Below are 17,484 nucleotides of genomic sequence, written 5' to 3'. Positions count from 1 at the left end.
GGAATCGTGTTTGCCGTCACCACGCGCCCTCTCAGTACTTCAGCAGGTTGGCGTCATCGACCGAGGCCGAGCGACGCGTCCGGAAGATCGACATGATGATGGCCAGGCCGACCACCACCTCGGCCGCCGCGACCACCATCACGAAGAAGGCCATGACCTGCCCGTGCACCGACCCCTCGATGCGGGCGAAGGTCACCAGGGTCAGGTTGACCGCGTTGAGCATCAGCTCGATGCACATGAACACCACGATCGCGTTGCGCCGCACCAGGACGCCGACCGCGCCGATGGTGAACAGCAGCGCGGACAGCAGCAGGTAGTAGGTGGGAGTCACTGCCGGACCTCCTCGCCAGCGACGTGCTCGGAATCGCGGCCGTTGTTCGACCGGTTGCCGTTGGCGCGCGGCTCCGCCGACTGCTGCTCGGGCACCTCGGGCGACTCCTCGTGGTGCCCGCCGGTCAGCGCGTGCGGGTCGGGCGCGGCCGTGTCGCCCGCGACCGCCCGGCGCTCCTCGCCGAGCCGCTCCGCGGGCAGGTTCTCCAGCAGTTCGGACAGCGACTCCGGCGCCACCGAACCGTCCGGCAGCAGCGCCGGGACGGCCACCGAGTTCGTGGTGGCGTACACGCCGGGGCCGGGCAGCGGCGACGGGCGCGAGCTGCGGAAGCGGGCGTTGGCCCGCTCCTTCTGGCTCAGCTTCGGGCCGCGGCCCTTTCCGCCGTAGGCCAGCACCATCGCGCCGATGGCGGCGGTGATCAGCAGCGCCGAGGTCAGCTCGAACGGGAACAGGTAGTCGGTGAAGATCAGCCGACCGAGGCCGCCCGCACCGCCGCCCTGCGGGCTCCACGGGTTCAGCGGCGCGGCGACCGGAACGTCGGTGAGCGCCCGCGCCAGCCCGGTCACCAGCAGCGCGGCCAGGCCGATGCCGCCGAGCCCGGCCCACAGCCGTTGCCCGCGCAGCACCTCCACCACCGAGTCGGAGGAGTCGCGGCCGACCATCATCAGCACGAACAGGAACAGCATCATGATCGCGCCGGTGTAGACGATGATCTGCGTGAACCCGAGGAACTGCGCGCTCTGCGCCATGTAGAGCACGCCGAGGCACAGCATCGTCAGCACCAACCACAGCGCCGAGTGCACCGCGTTGCGCGCGAACACCATGCCCAGCGCGCCGAGCAGCGCCAGCGGACCGAGGATCCAGAAGGCCGCGGCTTCACCGGCTCCGACGGCAGCGCCCTGGGCCAGGACCTGAGCGGTTTCGAGGGTCATCTCCCGGCCTCCTCGTGCCCGGACTCGGCCGTCTGCTTGGAGGAATCATCGACGCGCTGACCGTGTCCATGGCTCGACCCTGCAAGCAGGTCTCGCGCGAGCTCAGGACCGCGCACGTAGTAGTCCTGCTCGTCCTCGCCCAGCCGCATCGGGTGCGGCGGCTGCTCCATGCCGGGCAGCAGCGGCGCCAGCATGTCCTCCTTGGTGTAGATCAGGTCCTGGCGGTTGTCGTCGGCGGTCTCGTACTCGTTGGTCATCGTCAGCGCCCGCGTCGGGCAGGCCTCGATGCACAACCCGCAGCCGATGCAGCGCAGGTAGTTGATCTGGTAGTCCTTGCCGTAGCGCTCGCCGGGCGAGTAGCGCGCTTCCTCGGTGTTGTTCCCGCCCTCCACGAAGATCGCGTCGGCCGGGCACGCCCAGGCGCACAGCTCGCAGCCCACGCACTTCTCCAGCCCGTCCGGGTGCCGGTTGAGCTGGTGCCTGCCGTGGAACCGGGGCGCCGGGATCTTCTTGACCTCGGGGTACTCCTCGGTGACGACCTTCTTGAACATCGTCGAGAAGGTGACGCCGAAGCCCTTGATCGGATCAAACATTCCCATGAGGCGCCTCCTCGCCCTCCGCGCGCTCGACCTCGCCCGCGGCACCCGCGCGCACCGGGCGCGGCGGGGCCTCGGGGACCTGCAGGTCGATCGGCGGGATCGGGTAGCCGCTGCCCGCCAGCGGCACTTCGTCGGTGTCCTTGGCCGGACGGCGGTCCGGGATCAGGAACGTGGCCACCAGCAGCACCGCGATCACCACGGCGCCACCGATGAGGAACTGCTGCGTGGTGACCGCCTCGTCGTTGCGCAGCGCGCGGATCACGACCACCGCCATGATCCACAGCAGGCTCGCCGGGACCAGGACCTTCCAGCCCAGGTTCATGAACTGGTCGTAGCGCAGGCGGGGCAGGGTGCCGCGCAGCCAGATGAAGAAGAACAGGAACGCCAGGGTCTTGCCGAGGAACCACAGCACCGGCCACCAACCGGTGTTGAGCACCCCGTCGCCGATCAGCGACAGCGGCCACGGCGCGTGCCAGCCGCCGAGGAACAGCGTGGTCGCCAGCGCCGAGACGGTGACCATGTTGATGTACTCGGCGAGGAAGAACAGCGCGAACTTCAGCGACGAGTACTCGGTGTGGAAGCCGCCGACCAGCTCCGACTCGGCCTCCGGGAGGTCGAACGGGGCCCGGTTGGTCTCACCGACCATCGAGACCACGTAGACCGCGAAGCTGAACGGCAGCAGCAGGAAGAACCAGCCGTTGGCCTGCGCCTCGACGATGCCCGAGGTGGACATCGTCCCCGCGTACATGATCACCGCGACGAACGACAGGCCCATCGCGATCTCGTAGGAGATCACCTGCGCCGCGGAGCGCAGCGAACCGAGCAGCGGGTACGGCGACCCGGACGCCCAGCCCGCCAGCACGATGCCGTACACGCCGACCGACGCGCAGGCCAGCACCACCAGCAGGCCGACCGGCAGGTCCACCAGCTGCAGGGCGGTGCGCTCGCCGAAGATGGTCACCTCGGGGCCGATCGGGATCACCGAGAACGACACCAGCGCGGGCGTCGCGGAGATCACCGGGGCCAGGAAGTAGATCCACTTGTCGGCCAGGACCGGGCGGATGTCCTCCTTGAACGCCAGCTTCAGACCGTCCGCCAGCGACTGCAGGATGCCGAACGGGCCCGCCCGGTTCGGACCGGGCCGGTTCTGCATCCGGCCGATCACCCGGCGCTCCGCCCAGATCGTCAGCAGCGTCATGACGACCAGGAAGGCGAAGATCGCCACGACCTTCAGCAGGATCAGCCAGATCGGGTCGTCGGCGAGCAGTTCCGCGGTTGTGGTCATGCTCTCCCCCCGTCGAGGTGGGTGGTGCCGTGGCCGTTGCCGGCCGCGGGGGACATCGGCGTGGTGGCGGCGATGTCGACGAGCGCGCCGTGCCCGACGCCGAGCGCGCGGTGCACCCGCGAGGTCCCGGAGTCGCTGGGCAGCCACACCACGTCGTCGGGCATCTCGGCGAGCTCCACCGGCAGCACGATCGCGCCCTTGGCGGTGCGGACCTCGATGCGCTGCGCGTGGCCGAGCTCGATGCGCTGCGCGGTGCGCGGCGAGAGCACGGCGACGGTGCGGCGCGCGGTGCCCGCGAGGTTCGGCTCGTCGGCCTGCAGCGAGCCGTTGTCCAGCAGCTGCCGCCAGGTCGCGAGCACCGCCTGGCCCGGGCCCGGGGCCGGTGCGGTGGGTGCCGGTTCGTCCGGGGTGGGCAGCCGCTCGCCGATGTTCGGGCCGATGCGGTTGAGCTCGGCGGCCGCCGCGGCCGGGGTCTGGGTGAACAGGTCGGCGTCCATCTCCACCGCGAGGGTGTCCAGGACCCGGCAGTCCGACAGCGCGCCGGTGCCCTCGATGGTGGTACCGAACTCGCGGCGGCGGCCTTCCCAGTTCAGGTAGCTGCCCGCCTTCTCGACGCTCGGCGCGATGGGCAGCACCACGTCGGCGCGCTCGGTGACCGCGCTGGTCCGCAGCTCCAGGCTGACCACGAAGTCCGCCCGGCGCAGGGCCCGCTCGGCCAGCGCCGGGTCGGGCAGGTCGTCGGGGTCGACGCCGCCGACGACCAGGCCGGACAGCTCCCCGGACGCCGCGGCGGTGAGGATGCCGGTGAGGTCGCGGCCGACGGCCGCGGGCAGCGCGCCGGAGCCCACGCCCCAGGCCTGCTCGATCTCGGCGCGGGCCGCGGCGTCCGCGACCGGCCGACCGCCGGGCAGCAGCGTCGGCAGCGCGCCCGCCTCGATCGCACCGCGCTCCCCCGCCCGGCGCGGGATCCAGGCGACCCGGGCGCCGGTCCGCTGCGCGGCGCGCAGGATCTCCGAGTACAGCCCGGGGACCTCCGCCGCGCGCTCGCCGACGACGAGCACCGCGCCCGGCTGCTGCAGGGACTCCTCCACTTCGGACGGCAGGGACCGCAGCGCGGCGGCCTCCCCGCCCGGCACGCACGGCACCAGGTCACCGGTCCGGACCGGGCCGCCGTTGTGCACGATGACCGTCGTCTTCTCCACGCCCGGCGAGGACCACGGCCCGAGGTGGAACACCTTGGTCCTGCCCTGCCGCGCCGCCTTGCGCAGCCGCAGGAAGACGATCGGCGACTCCTCCTCCGGTTCGAAGGCCACGCACAGCACCGCGGGCGCGGACTCCAGGTCCCGGTAGGTGACCCCGGTCCCCGGCGTCACACCGACCACAGTGGACTCCAAGAACCGCAGCTCCTCCTCGGAGTGCGGCCGCGCCCGGAAGTCGATGTCGTTGGTGCGCAAGGCGATCCGCGCGAACTTCGAGTACGCGTAGGCGTCCTCGACGGTCAGCCGACCGCCGGGCAGCACGCCGACCCCGCGCGCGTCGCGCGCCTCGGCCAGGCCCTTCGCCGCGGTCTGCAGCGCCTCGGTCCAGGACGCCTCGCGGAGCTCGCCGTTCTCCCGGACCAGCGGGCGGGTGATGCGGTCCGCGGCGGTGGCGTAGCGGAAGGCGAACCGGCCCTTGTCGCAGATCCACTCCTCGTTGACCTCCGGGTCGTCCCCGGCCAGGCGGCGCATCACCTTGCCGCGCCGCCAGTCGTTGCGGATCTCGCAGCCGGACGCGCAGTGCTCGCACTGGCCCGGCGTGGACACCAGGTCGAACGGCCGGGACCGGAACCGGTAGGCCGCGCTGGTCAGCGCGCCGACCGGGCAGATCTGGATGGTGTTGCCGGAGAAGTAGGACTGGAACGGCTGCTGCTCGCCGGTGCCGATCTGCTGCAGCGCCCCGCGCTCCAGCAGCTCGATGAACGGGTCCCCGGCGATCTGCTTGGAGAACCGGGTGCAGCGCTGGCACAGCACGCAGCGCTCGCGGTCCAGCAGCACCTGCGAGGAGATCGGCACCGGCTTGGCGAAGGTCCGCTTGGTGTCCCGGAAGCGGGACTCGGCGCGGCCGTGCTTGAGCGCCTGGTTCTGCAGCGGGCACTCGCCGCCCTTGTCGCAGATCGGGCAGTCCAGCGGGTGGTTGATCAGCAGCAGCTCCATCACGCCCTGCTGCGCCTTGTCCGCCACCGGCGAGGTCTGCTGCGTCTTGACCACCATGCCGTCGGCGACGGTCATGGTGCAGGACGCCTGCGGCTTGGGCATCGGCCGCCCGCCCATCTCCACCTCGACCAGGCACTGCCGGCAGGCCCCCGCGGGGTCCAGCAGCGGGTGGTCGCAGAACCGCGGGATGGTGATGCCCATCCGCTCGGCGGTGCGGATCAGCAGCTCGCCCTTGGGCGCCTCGACCTCGATCCCGTCGATGGTCAGGCGGACGTAGCCCTCCGGCACCGGGCGGGCTTCTGATTCTGGTGCCACCGTCATCGGGCCGCTCCTACCAGTTCCGGCTCGCCGGGATTTTTCATTCCACCCGTGTTTTGTTGACACAGCGCGAGGAACTCCTCGCGGAAGTACTTGATGCCGCTGACGATCGGGCTGACCGCACCGTCGCCGAGGGCGCAGAACGAGCGGCCGAAGATGTTGTCGCAGACGTCCAGGAGGGTGTCGATGTCCTCCTGGGTGCCGCGCCCCTCGACCATCCGCTCCAGCACCTGCGCCAGCCAGTAGGTGCCTTCGCGGCAGGGGGTGCACTTGCCGCAGGACTCGTGCTCGTAGAACTGGGTCCACTTCATCACGGCCCACGGCACCGACACCGTCTCGTTGAACACCATCACCGCGGTGGTGCCCAGCATCGACCCGGCCTCGGCCGCGCCCTCGAAGTCCAGCGGCACGTCCAGGTGCTCGGCGGTGAACATCGGGGTCGACGAGCCGCCCGGCGTCCAGAACTTCAGCGGGACGCCGTCCTTCATGCCGCCTGCCAGCTCCAGCAGCTGCCGCAGCGTGGTGCCCAGCGGCGCCTCGTACTGGCCCGGCCGCTCCACGTGCCCGGAGATCGAGTAGATCTTCGGCCCCGGCGACTTCTCGCTGCCCATCTTGCGGAACCAGTCGGAGCCGCCGTTGACGATGTAGGGCACGGTGGCGATGGTCTCGACGTTGTTCACCGTGGTCGGGCAGGCGTAGAGGCCCGCGGCGGCCGGGAACGGGGGCTTGAGCCGCGGCTGCCCGCGCTTGCCCTCCAGCGAGTCCAGCAGCGCGGTCTCCTCGCCGCAGATGTAGGCGCCGGCGCCCGCGTGCACCACGATGTCCAGGTCGAACCCGGAGCCGAGGATGTCCTTGCCCAGGTAACCGGCCTGGTAGGCCTCGCGGACCGCGTTGTTCAACCGCCGGATCGGGTGCAGCGCCTCGCCGCGCACGTAGATCATGCAGTTGTTGGCGCGCATCGCGTAGCTGGCGATGATGCAGCCCTCGATCAGCGAGTGCGGGTCGGCCATCATCAGCGGGATGTCCTTGCAGGTGCCCGGCTCGCCCTCGTCGGCGTTGATGACCAGGTAGTGCGGCTTGGTGGGCTCCTTGGGCATGAAGCTCCACTTCACGCCGGACGGGAACCCGGCCCCGCCGCGACCGCGCAGCCCGGCCGACTTGACCAGCTCGACGAGCTGGTCGGGGGTGCCCGCCAGCGCCTTGCGCAGCGCGGTGTAGCCCTCCAGCTGCTCGTAGGTGCGCAGCGTCCAGGAGTTCGGCGACAGCCACCGCTTGGTCAGGACCGGCGTCACCGGGCTGATGCTGGACTGGCTGATTGGAGCTTGGGTCATGCCCACAACCTCACTTCTTCTCCGGCACCGGCGGCAGTTCCACGTCGTCGGGCATGCTCGGCGCGGTCCAGCCGCGCTCGTTGGCCAGCTGCGCGCCGCGCAGCGTCTCGACCGCCGCCGACGGACCCGCCACAGTGGACTCGAGGTCGTCGAAGAACCCGGCCAGCTGACGCTCCGCACCGCGGAAGTCGGACAAGGCCGGACCGCGCGTCGGGGCCGGTTTCTCCCCGCGCTGCAACGCCTTCACCAGCTCCAGCGCCTGCTCCGGCGTCTGGTTGTCGTAGTACTCGTAGTTCACCTGCAGCACCGGGGCCAGGTCGCAGGCCGCCAGGCACTCGGCGTGCTCGAGGGTGATCGAGCCCTCCTCGCCCGGCGTGCCCGCGGTCTCGTCGTGCCCGACGCCCAGGTGGTCGCTGAGCTTGCGGTAGATCGCATCGCCGCCCAGCGCCGCGCACAGCGTGTTGGTGCACACGCTCACCAGGTGCTGGCCGCAGGGCTTGCGCTTGTACATGGTGTAGAACGTCGCGACCGCGCTGACCTCGGCGGTGGACAGCGCCAGCTGCTCGGCGCAGAACTGGATCCCCGCCGCGCTGACGTGCCCCTGCACCGACTGCACCAGGTGCAGCATCGGCAGCAGCGCCGACCGGGGTTCCGGGTACCGCGCGATGATCTGCTGCGCCTCGTCGCGGGTCTTCGCGTCGAACACCGACGTGTCACCAGAATCAGACACCGTCTCGTGGTCCTCTTGATTCTTGTCGGTGGTGAACTCGAACTGCTCGGTCATCGATCCACCCCGCCCATCACCGGGTCGATGGAGGCGACCGCCGCGATCACGTCGGCCACCAGTCCGCCTTCGCACATCGCGGGCATCGCCTGCAGGTTCACGAAGCTGGGTTCCCGGACGTGCACCCGCATCGGCCGGGTGCCGCCGTCGGAGACCAGGTGCACGCCGAGCTCGCCGCGCGGCGACTCCACCGGCGCGTACACCTGGCCCGGGGGCACGTCGAAGCCCTCGGTCACCAGCTTGAAGTGGTGGATCAGCGATTCCATCGACTGACCCATGATCTTGCGGACGTGCTCCAGCGAGTTGCCCATGCCGTCCGGCCCGATGCTCAGCTTCGACGGCCACGCGATCTTGGGGTCGTCGACCATGTGCGAGCCGGGTTCCATCTTGTCCACGCACTGCCGGATGATCTTCAGCGACTGGTGGATCTCCTCCAGCCGCAGCAGGTACCGGGCGTAGCAGTCGGCGTCGGTACTGGTCGGCACCTCGAACTCGTAGTCCTCGTAGCCGCAGTAGGGCTGGATCTTGCGCAGGTCCCAGGCCAGTCCGGCGGAGCGCAGCAGCGGGCCGGTGACGCCCAGCTGCAGGGCGCCGTCCAGCGGCAGGTAGCCGACGTCCTTGAGCCGCTGCTTCCAGATCGGCTGGCCGGTGAACAGCTTGTCGTAGGAGGGCAGCCGGGAGTCCATCACCTCGATGAACGACAGCACCTTCTGCTGCCAGCCCTCCGGCAGGTCCTGCGCGGTGCCGCCCGGTCGGATGAACGCGTGGTTCATCCGCAGGCCGGTGAGGAACTCCAGCAGGTGCAGGACCTCCTCGCGCTCGCGGAAGCCGAAGGTCATGCCGGTGGTCGCGCCGAGCTCCATCGCGCCGGTCGCCAGGAACACCAGGTGCGAGGAGATCCGGTTGAGCTCCATCAGCATCACGCGGAACGTCTGGGCCCGCGGCGGCGCCTCGATGCCGAGCAGCTTCTCCACCCCGAGGCAGTAGGCGGCCTCGTTGTACAGCGGCGCCAGGTAGTCCATCCGCGTCACGAAGGTGACGCCCTGGGTCCAGGTCCGGTACTCGGTGTTCTTCTCGATGCCGGTGTGCAGGTAGCCGATCACCGAGCGGGCCTTGGTGACGGTCTCGCCCTCCAGCTCCAGCACCAGCCGGAGCACGCCGTGCGTCGACGGGTGCTGCGGGCCGAGGTTGATGACGACGCGCTCTTCACCGGCGGTCTCGTCGATGAACTCGTCCCAGTCCCCACCGGTGACGGTGTAGACCCGGCCCTCCGTCGTCTCCCGCGCCTCGGCCGCCTCGGGGCCGAACCCGGTACCGGCCAGTGATTCGGTACTCATCTCCAACACCTCTCCGCGGTGCCGCCGCCCTCCGGGAACGCGATTTCAACGGGGACCGGAGTGCTGATCCCCGTTGCTGTCGCGGAAAACCTGGTCGCCATCACGAGTACGCCCTGCGCTGGTCGGGTGGCGGGATCTCGGCGCCCTTGTACTCCACCGGGATGCCGCCCAGCGGGTAGTCCTTGCGCTGCGGGTGGCCGTCCCAGTCGTCCGGCATCAGGATCCGGGTCAGCGCCGGGTGCCCGTCGTAGACGATCCCGAACATGTCCCAGGCCTCGCGCTCCTGGAAGTCCGCGGTCGGGTACACCTCGACCACCGACGGCACGTGCGGGTCCTCGACGTCCACCGCGACCTCGACGCGGATCCGCCGCCGGTAGGTCATCGACGTCAGGTGGTAGACCGAGTGCAGCCGCTGCGGCACCTCCGGCCCGTAGTCCACGCCCGACACCGAGCTGCACAGCTCGAACCGCAGCGCGGGGTCGTCGCGCAGCGTCCGGCAGACCTCCAGCAGGTGCTCGCGGCGCACGTAGAAGGTGATCTCCCCGCGGTCGACGGTCACCTGCTGCACGGTGTCCGCGGGCAGCCCGCGCTCGCCGAGCCCGGCGAGCAGCGCGTCGGCCACCTCGTCGAACCAGCCGCCGTAGGGGCGCTCCGCGGCGGGCGGCACGTAGGCGGGCAACCGCAGCCCGCCGTAGCCCGAGGTGTCCCCGGTGCCGCGCACGCCGAACATGCCCCGCCGCGCGCGACCGGCCACCGGACCGGTCTGCGGCCGGGCCGGTTCGACCGCCCAGGTCTGCTTGGATTCGTTGTCAGCCAACCGAACTCACCTGCCCGCTTTGAGCTCGCGGGGCCGCTGCGGCGAATCCGCGAACGCCCCCAGCGACGGATCGGAGCCCATTTCCCGGCGCTGCGCGACCTGCTTGCGCGCCACGCGCCGCCGCTGCGCCTCGTTCTTCGGCGCGTACCGCTCGGAGGACGGGATCATCGGGGTGCGCTCACCGCTCTCCAGCTTCAGCTGCGCGCGCTTGGCGTTGATCGGCTCGTCCATGATCTTGGCGTGCAGCTTGAGGATCGCGTCCAGCAGCATCTCCGGCCGCGGCGGGCACCCCGGCAGGTACATGTCCACCGGCACCACGTGGTCCACGCCCTGCACCACGGCGTAGTTGTTGAACATGCCGCCGCTGGAGGCGCACACGCCCATCGCCAGCACCCAGCGCGGCTCCGGCATCTGGTCGTAGATCTGCCGCAGCACCGGCGCCATCTTGTTGGTGACCCGACCGGCCACGATCATCAGGTCGGCCTGCCGGGGGGTGGCGGAGAACCGCTCCATGCCGAACCGGGCGATGTCGTAGCGGGACCCGCCGACCGTCATCATCTCGATGGCGCAGCAGGCCAGCCCGAACGTCGCGGGCCACATCGAGGTCTTCCGCGTCCAGTTGACGAGCTTCTCGACGTTGGCCAACAGGATCCCGTTGGGCAACTGCTGCTCAAGTCCCACCTGGCACTCCTTCCCAGTCGCCGCGCGAAGTTCCCTAGTTCCAGTCCAGTCCGCCGCGGCGCCAGACGTAGACGTAGCCGAAGCCGACGGTGGCGATGAAGAGCACGATCTCGACGACGCCGAACAGGCCCAGGGCGTCGGCGGAGATCGCGAACGGGTAGAGGAAGACCATCTCGATGTCGAAGAGGATGAACAACATCGCGGTCAGGTAGTAGGCGACCGGCATCCGGCCGCCGCCGATCACCGGCTGCGGCGAGGGCTCGATGCCGCACTCGTAGGCGTCCAGCTTCGCCTTGTTGTAGCGGCGGGGGCCGACGAGCGGAGCGATCGCGACGGAGAAGAGCGCGAAGCCGAGCGCCAGCGCGAACATCAGTACGAGCGGGATGTAGGGATCGAGCATTCCGCTGCCCTCCGGATCATCCCCGCGTTCTGCGGGGCATATCGTCGGCCCCCGCCGAGACGCAGGTCACGTCTCGGGCGTTGGTCCACACTCTATGCGGTCGAACGTATCGTCTCTGTAGTGAGGCGAACCTAACTTTATGACCTCTCGCACACTTGCGTGCACATCTGACCAGACTTGTGCCATCAGGCGCTAGGGGTGAGGCGAGTAGTGGCGTTGATCACACGGTCCATCGCGTCGCCGTCCTTCGCGTCGTAGAGATTTGCCAGCAGCTTCAACACGAAACGCATCAACGTGGTCCTCGGTAGACCGTGCTTCGTGGCCGCCCGCATGACCACCGGATTGCCAATCAACTTGCTGAAGATGTTCCCCAGCCGGAAGTAACCGCCCAGCGCCTGCTGCACCGCCGCCGGGTACCGGCGCAGCGCCTGCTCCCGGGAGAACGCGGTCGGCCGGGCCAGCGCGTGCACCGCGCACTCGGCCGCCAGCGCGGCGGATTCCATCGCGTAGGCGATGCCCTCGCCGTTGAACGGATTGACCATCCCGCCCGCGTCACCGACCAGCAGCAACCCGTTGCGGTAGTGCGGCGTCCGGTTGAAGCCCATCGGCAGCGCGGCGCCGCCGACCCGGCCGGTCGCGTTCTCCTCGCGGAAGCCCCACTCCTCCGGGGTGCCGTCCAGCCAGGAGCGCAGCAGCTGCCGGTAGTCGGTCTTGCCGTAGGCCTTGGAGGTGGACAGGATGCCCAGCCCGACGTTCACCGTCCCGTCGCCCATGCCGAAGATCCAGCCGTAGCCCGGCAGCAGCGTCGGCCTGGCCGGGTCCGAGCGGTCCCACAGCTCCAGGTGGGACTCCAGGAAGTCGTCCTTGGTCCGGGGGCTGGTGTAGTAGCGCCGCACGGCCACCCCCATCGGGCGGTCCTCGCGCTTCTCGATGCCGACCGACAGCGCCAGCCGCGCGGAGACCCCGTCGCAGGCCAGCACCAGCGGCGCCCGGTAGGTGACCGGGGTGCGCTCCGGCCCGGCCTTGGCGGTCACCCCGGTGATCCGGCCGGTCCGCTCGTCGGTGACCGCGCCGGTCACGGTCGTCTGCTGCAGCAGCCGCGCCCCGGCCCGCTGCGCGTTGCGGGCGAGCAGGTCGTCGAAGTCGTTGCGGGGCCGCACCACCCCGTACGGCGGGAAGCTGGCCAGGCTCGGCCAGTCCAGCTCGATCTCCACGCCACCGCCGACCACGCGCAGGCCGCGGTTGTGCAGCCAGCCCGCTTCCTCGCGGGTGTCGATGCCGAGGTCGATGAGCTGCTTGACGCCTCGCGGGGTGATGCCGTCGCCGCAGACCTTCTCGCGCGGGAAGACGCTCTTCTCCAGAAGCAGGACGTCCAGGCCCGCCCGGGCCAGGTACGTCGCAGCCGTCGATCCGGCCGGCCCGGCCCCGACGACGATCACCTCGGCGTCGTCGTCCGGTCGGCGGCGGCTGGTGGCGCTGGTCATGACACTCCTTGAGCTAGTGCAGTGCGCGGTGCGGCCCTCCCCTCCCGGCGGACCGCACCGGGAACCCGCTTGTGAACGAGTTCACTAACTCCGAGTTTAGGCCGGACAAACGCCGCGATCGACCCCTCGCGCTACGCCACCCGAGTGACCATCGCCCCAGGTGGCGGCCATCGGACGGGCTCAGAAAGCGGCAGGGCCGCAGGGGACCGGACGACGTCGGCGGCGGCGCGCCAGGGCGGCCTAGGGCAGCTGGTCGGTTTCGCCGCGGCCTCGTTGATCGGCCCGCGGCTCACCTCCCGCACCGGGAACCACATCCGGAACACCGGTTGCACAACCAACCTGATCGGTACCGCGGCTCCGCTGGTCGGCGCGGTACGGGGGTGCTGTCAGGAGGGCTTGACCGCGCGGTGGATGGCGACGACGCCGCTGGTCAGGTTCCGCCAGGCGACGTCGGTCCAACCGGACTCGGCGATCAGCTCCGCCAGCTCGCGCTGGTCCGGCCACTCGCGGATCGACTCCGCCAGGTAGACGTAGGCGTCCGGGTTCGACGAGACCGCGCGGGCGATCGGCGGCAGCGCGCGCATCAGGTAGTTCAGGTAGATCGTGCGGAACGGCTGCCAGGTCGGCGTGGAGAACTCGCACACCACCAGCCGCCCGCCCGGGCGCACCACGCGCTGCATCTCCCGCAGCCCGGCCGCGGTGTCGACCAGGTTGCGCAGGCCGAAGGAGATCGTCACCGCGTCGAAGGACTCGTCGGCGAAGGGCAGCCGGAGCGCGTCCGCCGCGACCATCGGGACCCCGCGGTGGCGGCCCACCGACAGCATGCCCAGCGAGAAGTCGGCGGCGACGCACCAGGCGCCGGACCGGGCGAACTCCTCGGTCGACACCCCGCTGCCCGCAGCCAGGTCGAGCACCCGCTCGTCGCGCTTGGGCGCCAGCGCCCGCCTGGTGACCTCCCGCCACCGCCGGTCCTGGCCGAAGGACAGCACGGTGTTGGTCAAGTCGTACCGGCGCGCGACACCGTCGAACATCGCGGCGACTTCGCGAGGGTCCTTGTCCAAACCTGCCCGAGACACACCCGCAGCGTACGTGGCGAACCGGACGAGCCCGGCGCTGCCCTCACGCGGCCAGCGGCTGCTCCCCCGAGGCGACCGCGTCGTAGTGCCCGATCAGCTGCTGGCACAGCGCGGGCCACGTCCGCCCCGCGACCGCCTCGCGGGCAGCCGCGCCGAACCTCCGGCGGCGGTCGGCGTCGCGCAGCTGCTCGACCGCGGCGCGCAGCGCCCCGGCGTGGAGGTCGGCGTCGTGGGCCGGGAGCAGGTAGCCGGTGCGGCCGTGGTCGACCAGATCGCGCGGCCCGCCCGCGTCCGGGGCGACGACCGGGACGCCCGAGGCCATCGCCTCCTGCACCGCCTGGCAGAACGTCTCGTGCGGCCCGGTGTGCACGAACACGTCGAGGCTGGCGTAGATGCGCGCCAGCTCGTCGCCGGTCCGCTGGCCGAGGAACACCGCGTCCGGCACCGCTTCGGCCAGCCGGTCGCGGTCCGGGCCGTCGCCCACGACGACCACCCGCACGCCCGGCACCCCGCTCAGCGCCGACAACCGCTCGATGCGCTTCTCCGGGGCCAACCGACCGACGTAGCCGACCAGCAGCTCGCCGTCCGCGACGAGCTCCCGCCGCAAGCCCGGATCCCGCTGCTGCGGCGAGAAGCGCGCCGTGTCCACGCCCCGCCCCCACCGGTGCACGCGCGGAATCCCGTGCTCCCGCAACGTTTCCACGGCCCAGGTCGACGGCGCCAGGGTCCGGTCGGCCGCGCCGTGCAGGCGCCGGATCCACCGCCACGCCGCCCGCGCGGTCAGCCCGAGCCCGTAGGACGCGGCGAAACCCGCGACGTCGGTCTGGTAGACCGCGACCGTCGGCACCCCCAGCCGCCGGGCCGCCGCCAACCCCCGCGCCCCGACGACGAACGGCGACGCGAGGTGCACGACGTCCGGCCGGAAGCCCTGCAACCCGCGCAGCAACCGGCGGGTCGGAAAACCGATCGGCAACGACGACACCACCGGCAGGTCCACCGCGGGCAGCCGGATCACCGGGAACCCCGCGTACTCCTCCGGACCCGCGCCGGGCGCGATGACGAGCGCCGAATCCCCGCGGCGCCGCAAGTGCTCCAGCACTCGCAGCACCGAATTCGTCACCCCGTTGATCTGCGGCAGGAAGCTCTCGGTCACGATCGCTATGCGCACGCGCAACACGGTCGCGCCCCGGGTCGGCGAGCAGTCGACCGCCACGTGACGGCACCGCCAACGGCAACCGAAGAAGTCGTTTCCGCGACCGTCACCGGCGAAGCCGCGTCCCGGACGTGCCCGCGGGCGGCGGATCCGGCCACCCGCAATCGTGATCTGCCTCTCCACCAGCTGTCACCTGAGCGTTGCGCCCCGGTCACCCGCCGCACGGAACCTGGGGCGGCATGACGGTCCTGCCTACCCCGCCCGCGCAGAGCGACCCGGCGCTGGTCTCGCGAGCGTTCGAAGTCGCCGGGCGACTCGCCAACGACGCCGCCGACGTGATCATCGCGACGGCGGGGCGCGGGGCGCAGCCCGCCCCGACCGAGTCCCCGTTCGACTGGGTCACCGACACCGGGCGCACCCTGGAGCGGCACACCCGGCGGGTGCTGGCCGACGAGTTCCCCGGGATCCCGGTGTTCGGCGAGGAGTTCGACGCGGCCCCGACCACCGTCGCCGAGCACTGGGCGGCCCGCGCCGGGACGGCCAAGTTCCGCTGGTCCGTCGACCCGGTCGACGGCACCGCCAACTACGTCGCCGGGCTGCCCTGGTGCACCTACAGCCTGGCCATGCTCGACGAGCACGGCCCGGTGGTCGGGGTGGTCGCCGACCCCTACCGCACGCAGATCTACGCCGCCGCCCGCGGCCGCGGCATGCGGGCGAACGGAACCCCGGTGCGGCTGGGCGAACAGCGCGAGACGCGCGGCGGGATCGTGTGCACCGAGCTGACCAGGACCGGCCCCTGGCGGGGCATGGACCGGTTCATCACCAACGCGGCCAGCGCGCAGGTTGGCGTCCGGCTGCTGGGTTCCCCGGCGCTGGCCATCACCCAGGTCGCGCTCGGTCACGCGGTGGCCGCGGTGCTGGACTCCTACCAGGAGTGGGACGTCGCCGGGGCGCTCGCGCTGGCCACCGAAGCCGGTGCCACCGTCCTGGACCGCCGCGGCGAACCGAACCCCCTGCCGCTGGACGGACTCCTGGTGGCCGCCCCCGGCGTCGCCGCCGACGTGCACGACTGGTGGTACCAGGCGGTGGCCCACAGCTGAGCGGGGTTCGGGGGTTGGGGGGACCTGGGGGTGGGGACCTGGGGATCGGTGGTGATACCGGGGGCGGCCTTGCGAGGAGGGGTGACGTTGCGTGGGGGGTTGATTTTGGGTTCAAAGCGGTGGGGGTTGCTTTGCGTGGTGTTGCAATTTCAATCGAAATTGGGCTCTTCTGCTTCTTCTGTGGGTGGGTTAGGCGCGTTTGGGGAGGGTGGGTGGGTGTCCGCCGTGGGCGAGCATGGCTAGGGCGATGAGGGCTTGGGGGCTGCGGAATCCGAAGGCGATGCGGGTCATGAGGCGGATTTTGGTGTTCATGGACTCGGTCAGTCCTTGGGACAGGCCGTGTTCGAGGGCGGCGTTGATCGCGGTGCGGTGTTTGACGATGCGTTTCTGTAGTTTGACGAAGACGGGGATGCGGCAGCGTCGTGCCCAGCCGATCCATTTGTCCAGGGCTTGTTTCCCGGCCTCGCCTTTGATCTTGAAGGCGTGCCGGAGTCCTTCTTTGAGCAGGTAGGCGCGGTAGAGGCGGCGGTCGGTTGTGGCGATCCAGGCCAGTTTGGCCTGCTGGTTTCCGGTGAGGTCTTCGGGGTTCTTCCACAACGCGTAGCGGGAATCTTTGAGCTTCTTGGTTGTCTCGTGCCCGGGGCGGGCCGGGGAATCGGCCCTAGGGCGCCCGGCACCTCGTTTGCCTTCGATGCGGGCTAGGGCGCGGGCGTCGTTCCAGGCCCGCCGCCGCTCGGTATCCAGGGCCTCAGTGGCCCAGGCCACCACGTGGAACGGGTCGGCGCAGCGGATCGCGTTCGGTGCCCGGCGGGCCACGGTGTCGGCGATCCAGGCTGCCGCATCAGCAGAGACATGCGTGATCTCGGCGGCCCGGCCGTCCCCGAGAACGTCGAAGAACCGGTTCAGCGTCGCCGAATCGTGCCCTGGGACGGCCCAGACAAGCCGCCCGGTGTCGTGATCGACCACCACCGTCAGATACCGGTGATGTCTCTTGTAGGAGATCTCATCGATCCCGATCCGCCGCAACCCCGCGAACCGGTCGATCTGGGTTTCGGTGTCAGCCCACACCCGCGCCACGATCGCCCCGACTGTGCGCCAGGCGATCCGCATCAGCTGGCATACCGCCGATTTCGACGTGCGCACCGCCAACCACGCCACCGTGTCATCAAAGGCGTAGGTGTGCCCCGCGCCATGACGGGCCCACGGCAGCCGCGCCACGGCCGGGCCGTGTTCCCGGCAGCGCACCCGCGGCGCGGCGGCCTCAAGATGAACCTGAACAGTCCCCAAATCCAGGGCCCGCCACCGACGCCGTCCCGCACCTCGGTCATACCGCCCGCACCAGCGCCCACACCGCCCGCACACCGCACGCATGCGCTTACGAGGACGCACATGCACCACCACGCGCTCCGCGGCCTCGTCGAAAGCCACATCCTCGATCACCGTGCGCCTGTCGACCCCCAACAAAGCACGCCATAAACTGGACTCCGGCACGCCGTTACTCCGTCCCTAGATTTCAAGCCTTCGCAAGCCAGAAATCTAGACGCAGCAACGGCGTGCCCCCACATCCAAGACCAAAACAGCAGCTCACACCACCCACGGATACATCACAAGAGCCCGAAATTGCCAGCGTTCTCGACGAAACCTCCAGTGGCGAGGTGAGG

At 70.6% G+C, this 17,484-nt stretch carries 16 protein-coding genes; 1 reads left to right on the top strand and 15 read right to left on the bottom strand.

The window, feature by feature from the left end:
• Positions 1-31: 31 nt before the first annotated feature.
• The 14 genes from nuoK to F1721_RS13680 all read right to left on the bottom strand — a co-directional run bounded on the left by nuoK (position 32) and on the right by F1721_RS13680 (position 14,738).
• Positions 32-331 (bottom strand): NADH-quinone oxidoreductase subunit NuoK, encoded by a 300-nt coding sequence (gene nuoK, locus F1721_RS13745; protein ID WP_093155324.1) that lies wholly within the window; start codon positions 329-331, stop codon positions 32-34.
• Complete coding sequence (locus tag F1721_RS13740) at positions 328-1,263, bottom strand: NADH-quinone oxidoreductase subunit J (RefSeq protein ID WP_150067061.1); 936 nt, start codon at positions 1,261-1,263, stop codon at positions 328-330. The genes nuoK and F1721_RS13740 overlap by 4 nt, the downstream gene beginning before the upstream one ends.
• A complete protein-coding gene (gene nuoI / locus F1721_RS13735) occupies positions 1,260-1,862 on the bottom strand; it encodes an NADH-quinone oxidoreductase subunit NuoI (RefSeq protein WP_150067060.1) in 603 nt (200 codons plus the stop codon). Before nuoI ends, F1721_RS13740 begins: the two co-directional genes overlap by 4 nt.
• The gene (gene nuoH, locus F1721_RS13730; RefSeq protein ID WP_150067059.1) at positions 1,849-3,147 is read right to left on the bottom strand and encodes an NADH-quinone oxidoreductase subunit NuoH; all 1,299 of its coding nucleotides are present in this window, start codon (positions 3,145-3,147) and stop codon (positions 1,849-1,851) included. The genes nuoI and nuoH overlap by 14 nt, the downstream gene beginning before the upstream one ends.
• Positions 3,144-5,663, bottom strand: coding sequence for an NADH-quinone oxidoreductase subunit G (locus F1721_RS13725; RefSeq protein ID WP_150067058.1), 2,520 nt, complete (start codon positions 5,661-5,663; stop codon positions 3,144-3,146). Before F1721_RS13725 ends, nuoH begins: the two co-directional genes overlap by 4 nt.
• Complete coding sequence (gene nuoF, locus F1721_RS13720) at positions 5,660-6,991, bottom strand: NADH-quinone oxidoreductase subunit NuoF (RefSeq protein WP_150067057.1); 1,332 nt, start codon at positions 6,989-6,991, stop codon at positions 5,660-5,662. Before nuoF ends, F1721_RS13725 begins: the two co-directional genes overlap by 4 nt.
• A 10-nt stretch (positions 6,992-7,001) precedes the next feature.
• The gene (gene nuoE / locus F1721_RS13715; protein ID WP_150067056.1) at positions 7,002-7,775 is read right to left on the bottom strand and encodes an NADH-quinone oxidoreductase subunit NuoE; all 774 of its coding nucleotides are present in this window, start codon (positions 7,773-7,775) and stop codon (positions 7,002-7,004) included.
• A complete protein-coding gene (locus tag F1721_RS13710) occupies positions 7,772-9,112 on the bottom strand; it encodes an NADH-quinone oxidoreductase subunit D (protein WP_150067055.1) in 1,341 nt (446 codons plus the stop codon). The genes nuoE and F1721_RS13710 overlap by 4 nt, the downstream gene beginning before the upstream one ends.
• A gap of 100 nt (positions 9,113-9,212) precedes the next feature.
• A complete protein-coding gene (locus F1721_RS13705; RefSeq protein WP_150067054.1) occupies positions 9,213-9,929 on the bottom strand; it encodes an NADH-quinone oxidoreductase subunit C in 717 nt (238 codons plus the stop codon).
• A 6-nt stretch (positions 9,930-9,935) separates the two neighbouring features.
• A complete protein-coding gene (locus F1721_RS13700; RefSeq protein WP_150067053.1) occupies positions 9,936-10,610 on the bottom strand; it encodes a NuoB/complex I 20 kDa subunit family protein in 675 nt (224 codons plus the stop codon).
• 34 nt (positions 10,611-10,644) lie between these two features.
• Positions 10,645-11,010, bottom strand: a complete 366-nt coding sequence (locus F1721_RS13695) for an NADH-quinone oxidoreductase subunit A (RefSeq protein WP_150067052.1) — start codon at positions 11,008-11,010, stop codon at positions 10,645-10,647.
• A gap of 185 nt (positions 11,011-11,195) precedes the next feature.
• Entirely contained in the window at positions 11,196-12,494 is a 1,299-nt protein-coding gene (locus F1721_RS13690; RefSeq protein WP_150067051.1) for a geranylgeranyl reductase family protein, read from the bottom strand.
• A 386-nt stretch (positions 12,495-12,880) separates the two neighbouring features.
• Positions 12,881-13,570: a demethylmenaquinone methyltransferase gene (locus tag F1721_RS13685; protein ID WP_150067050.1), complete on the bottom strand. Its 690-nt coding sequence runs from the start codon at positions 13,568-13,570 to the stop codon at positions 12,881-12,883.
• Between the two features lie 43 nt (positions 13,571-13,613).
• Positions 13,614-14,738, bottom strand: coding sequence for a glycosyltransferase family 4 protein (locus F1721_RS13680; protein ID WP_211840476.1), 1,125 nt, complete (start codon positions 14,736-14,738; stop codon positions 13,614-13,616).
• A 224-nt stretch (positions 14,739-14,962) separates the two neighbouring features.
• Here F1721_RS13680 and F1721_RS13675 point away from each other — a divergent pair, with 224 nt between their 5' ends.
• Positions 14,963-15,823: an inositol monophosphatase family protein gene (locus tag F1721_RS13675; protein ID WP_150067049.1), complete on the top strand. Its 861-nt coding sequence runs from the start codon at positions 14,963-14,965 to the stop codon at positions 15,821-15,823.
• 189 nt (positions 15,824-16,012) lie between these two features.
• Here F1721_RS13675 and F1721_RS13670 read toward each other — a convergent pair whose 3' ends face one another.
• Complete coding sequence (locus F1721_RS13670; protein ID WP_150067048.1) at positions 16,013-17,314, bottom strand: ISL3 family transposase; 1,302 nt, start codon at positions 17,312-17,314, stop codon at positions 16,013-16,015.
• Positions 17,315-17,484 lie beyond the last annotated feature (170 nt).

It is taken from the genome of Saccharopolyspora hirsuta (assembly GCF_008630535.1).
Taxonomy (GTDB): Bacteria; Actinomycetota; Actinomycetes; order Mycobacteriales; family Pseudonocardiaceae; genus Saccharopolyspora; species Saccharopolyspora hirsuta.
Note: the sequence above shows the minus strand (reverse complement) of the source record. Positions and strands in the feature narration are given on the sequence as shown.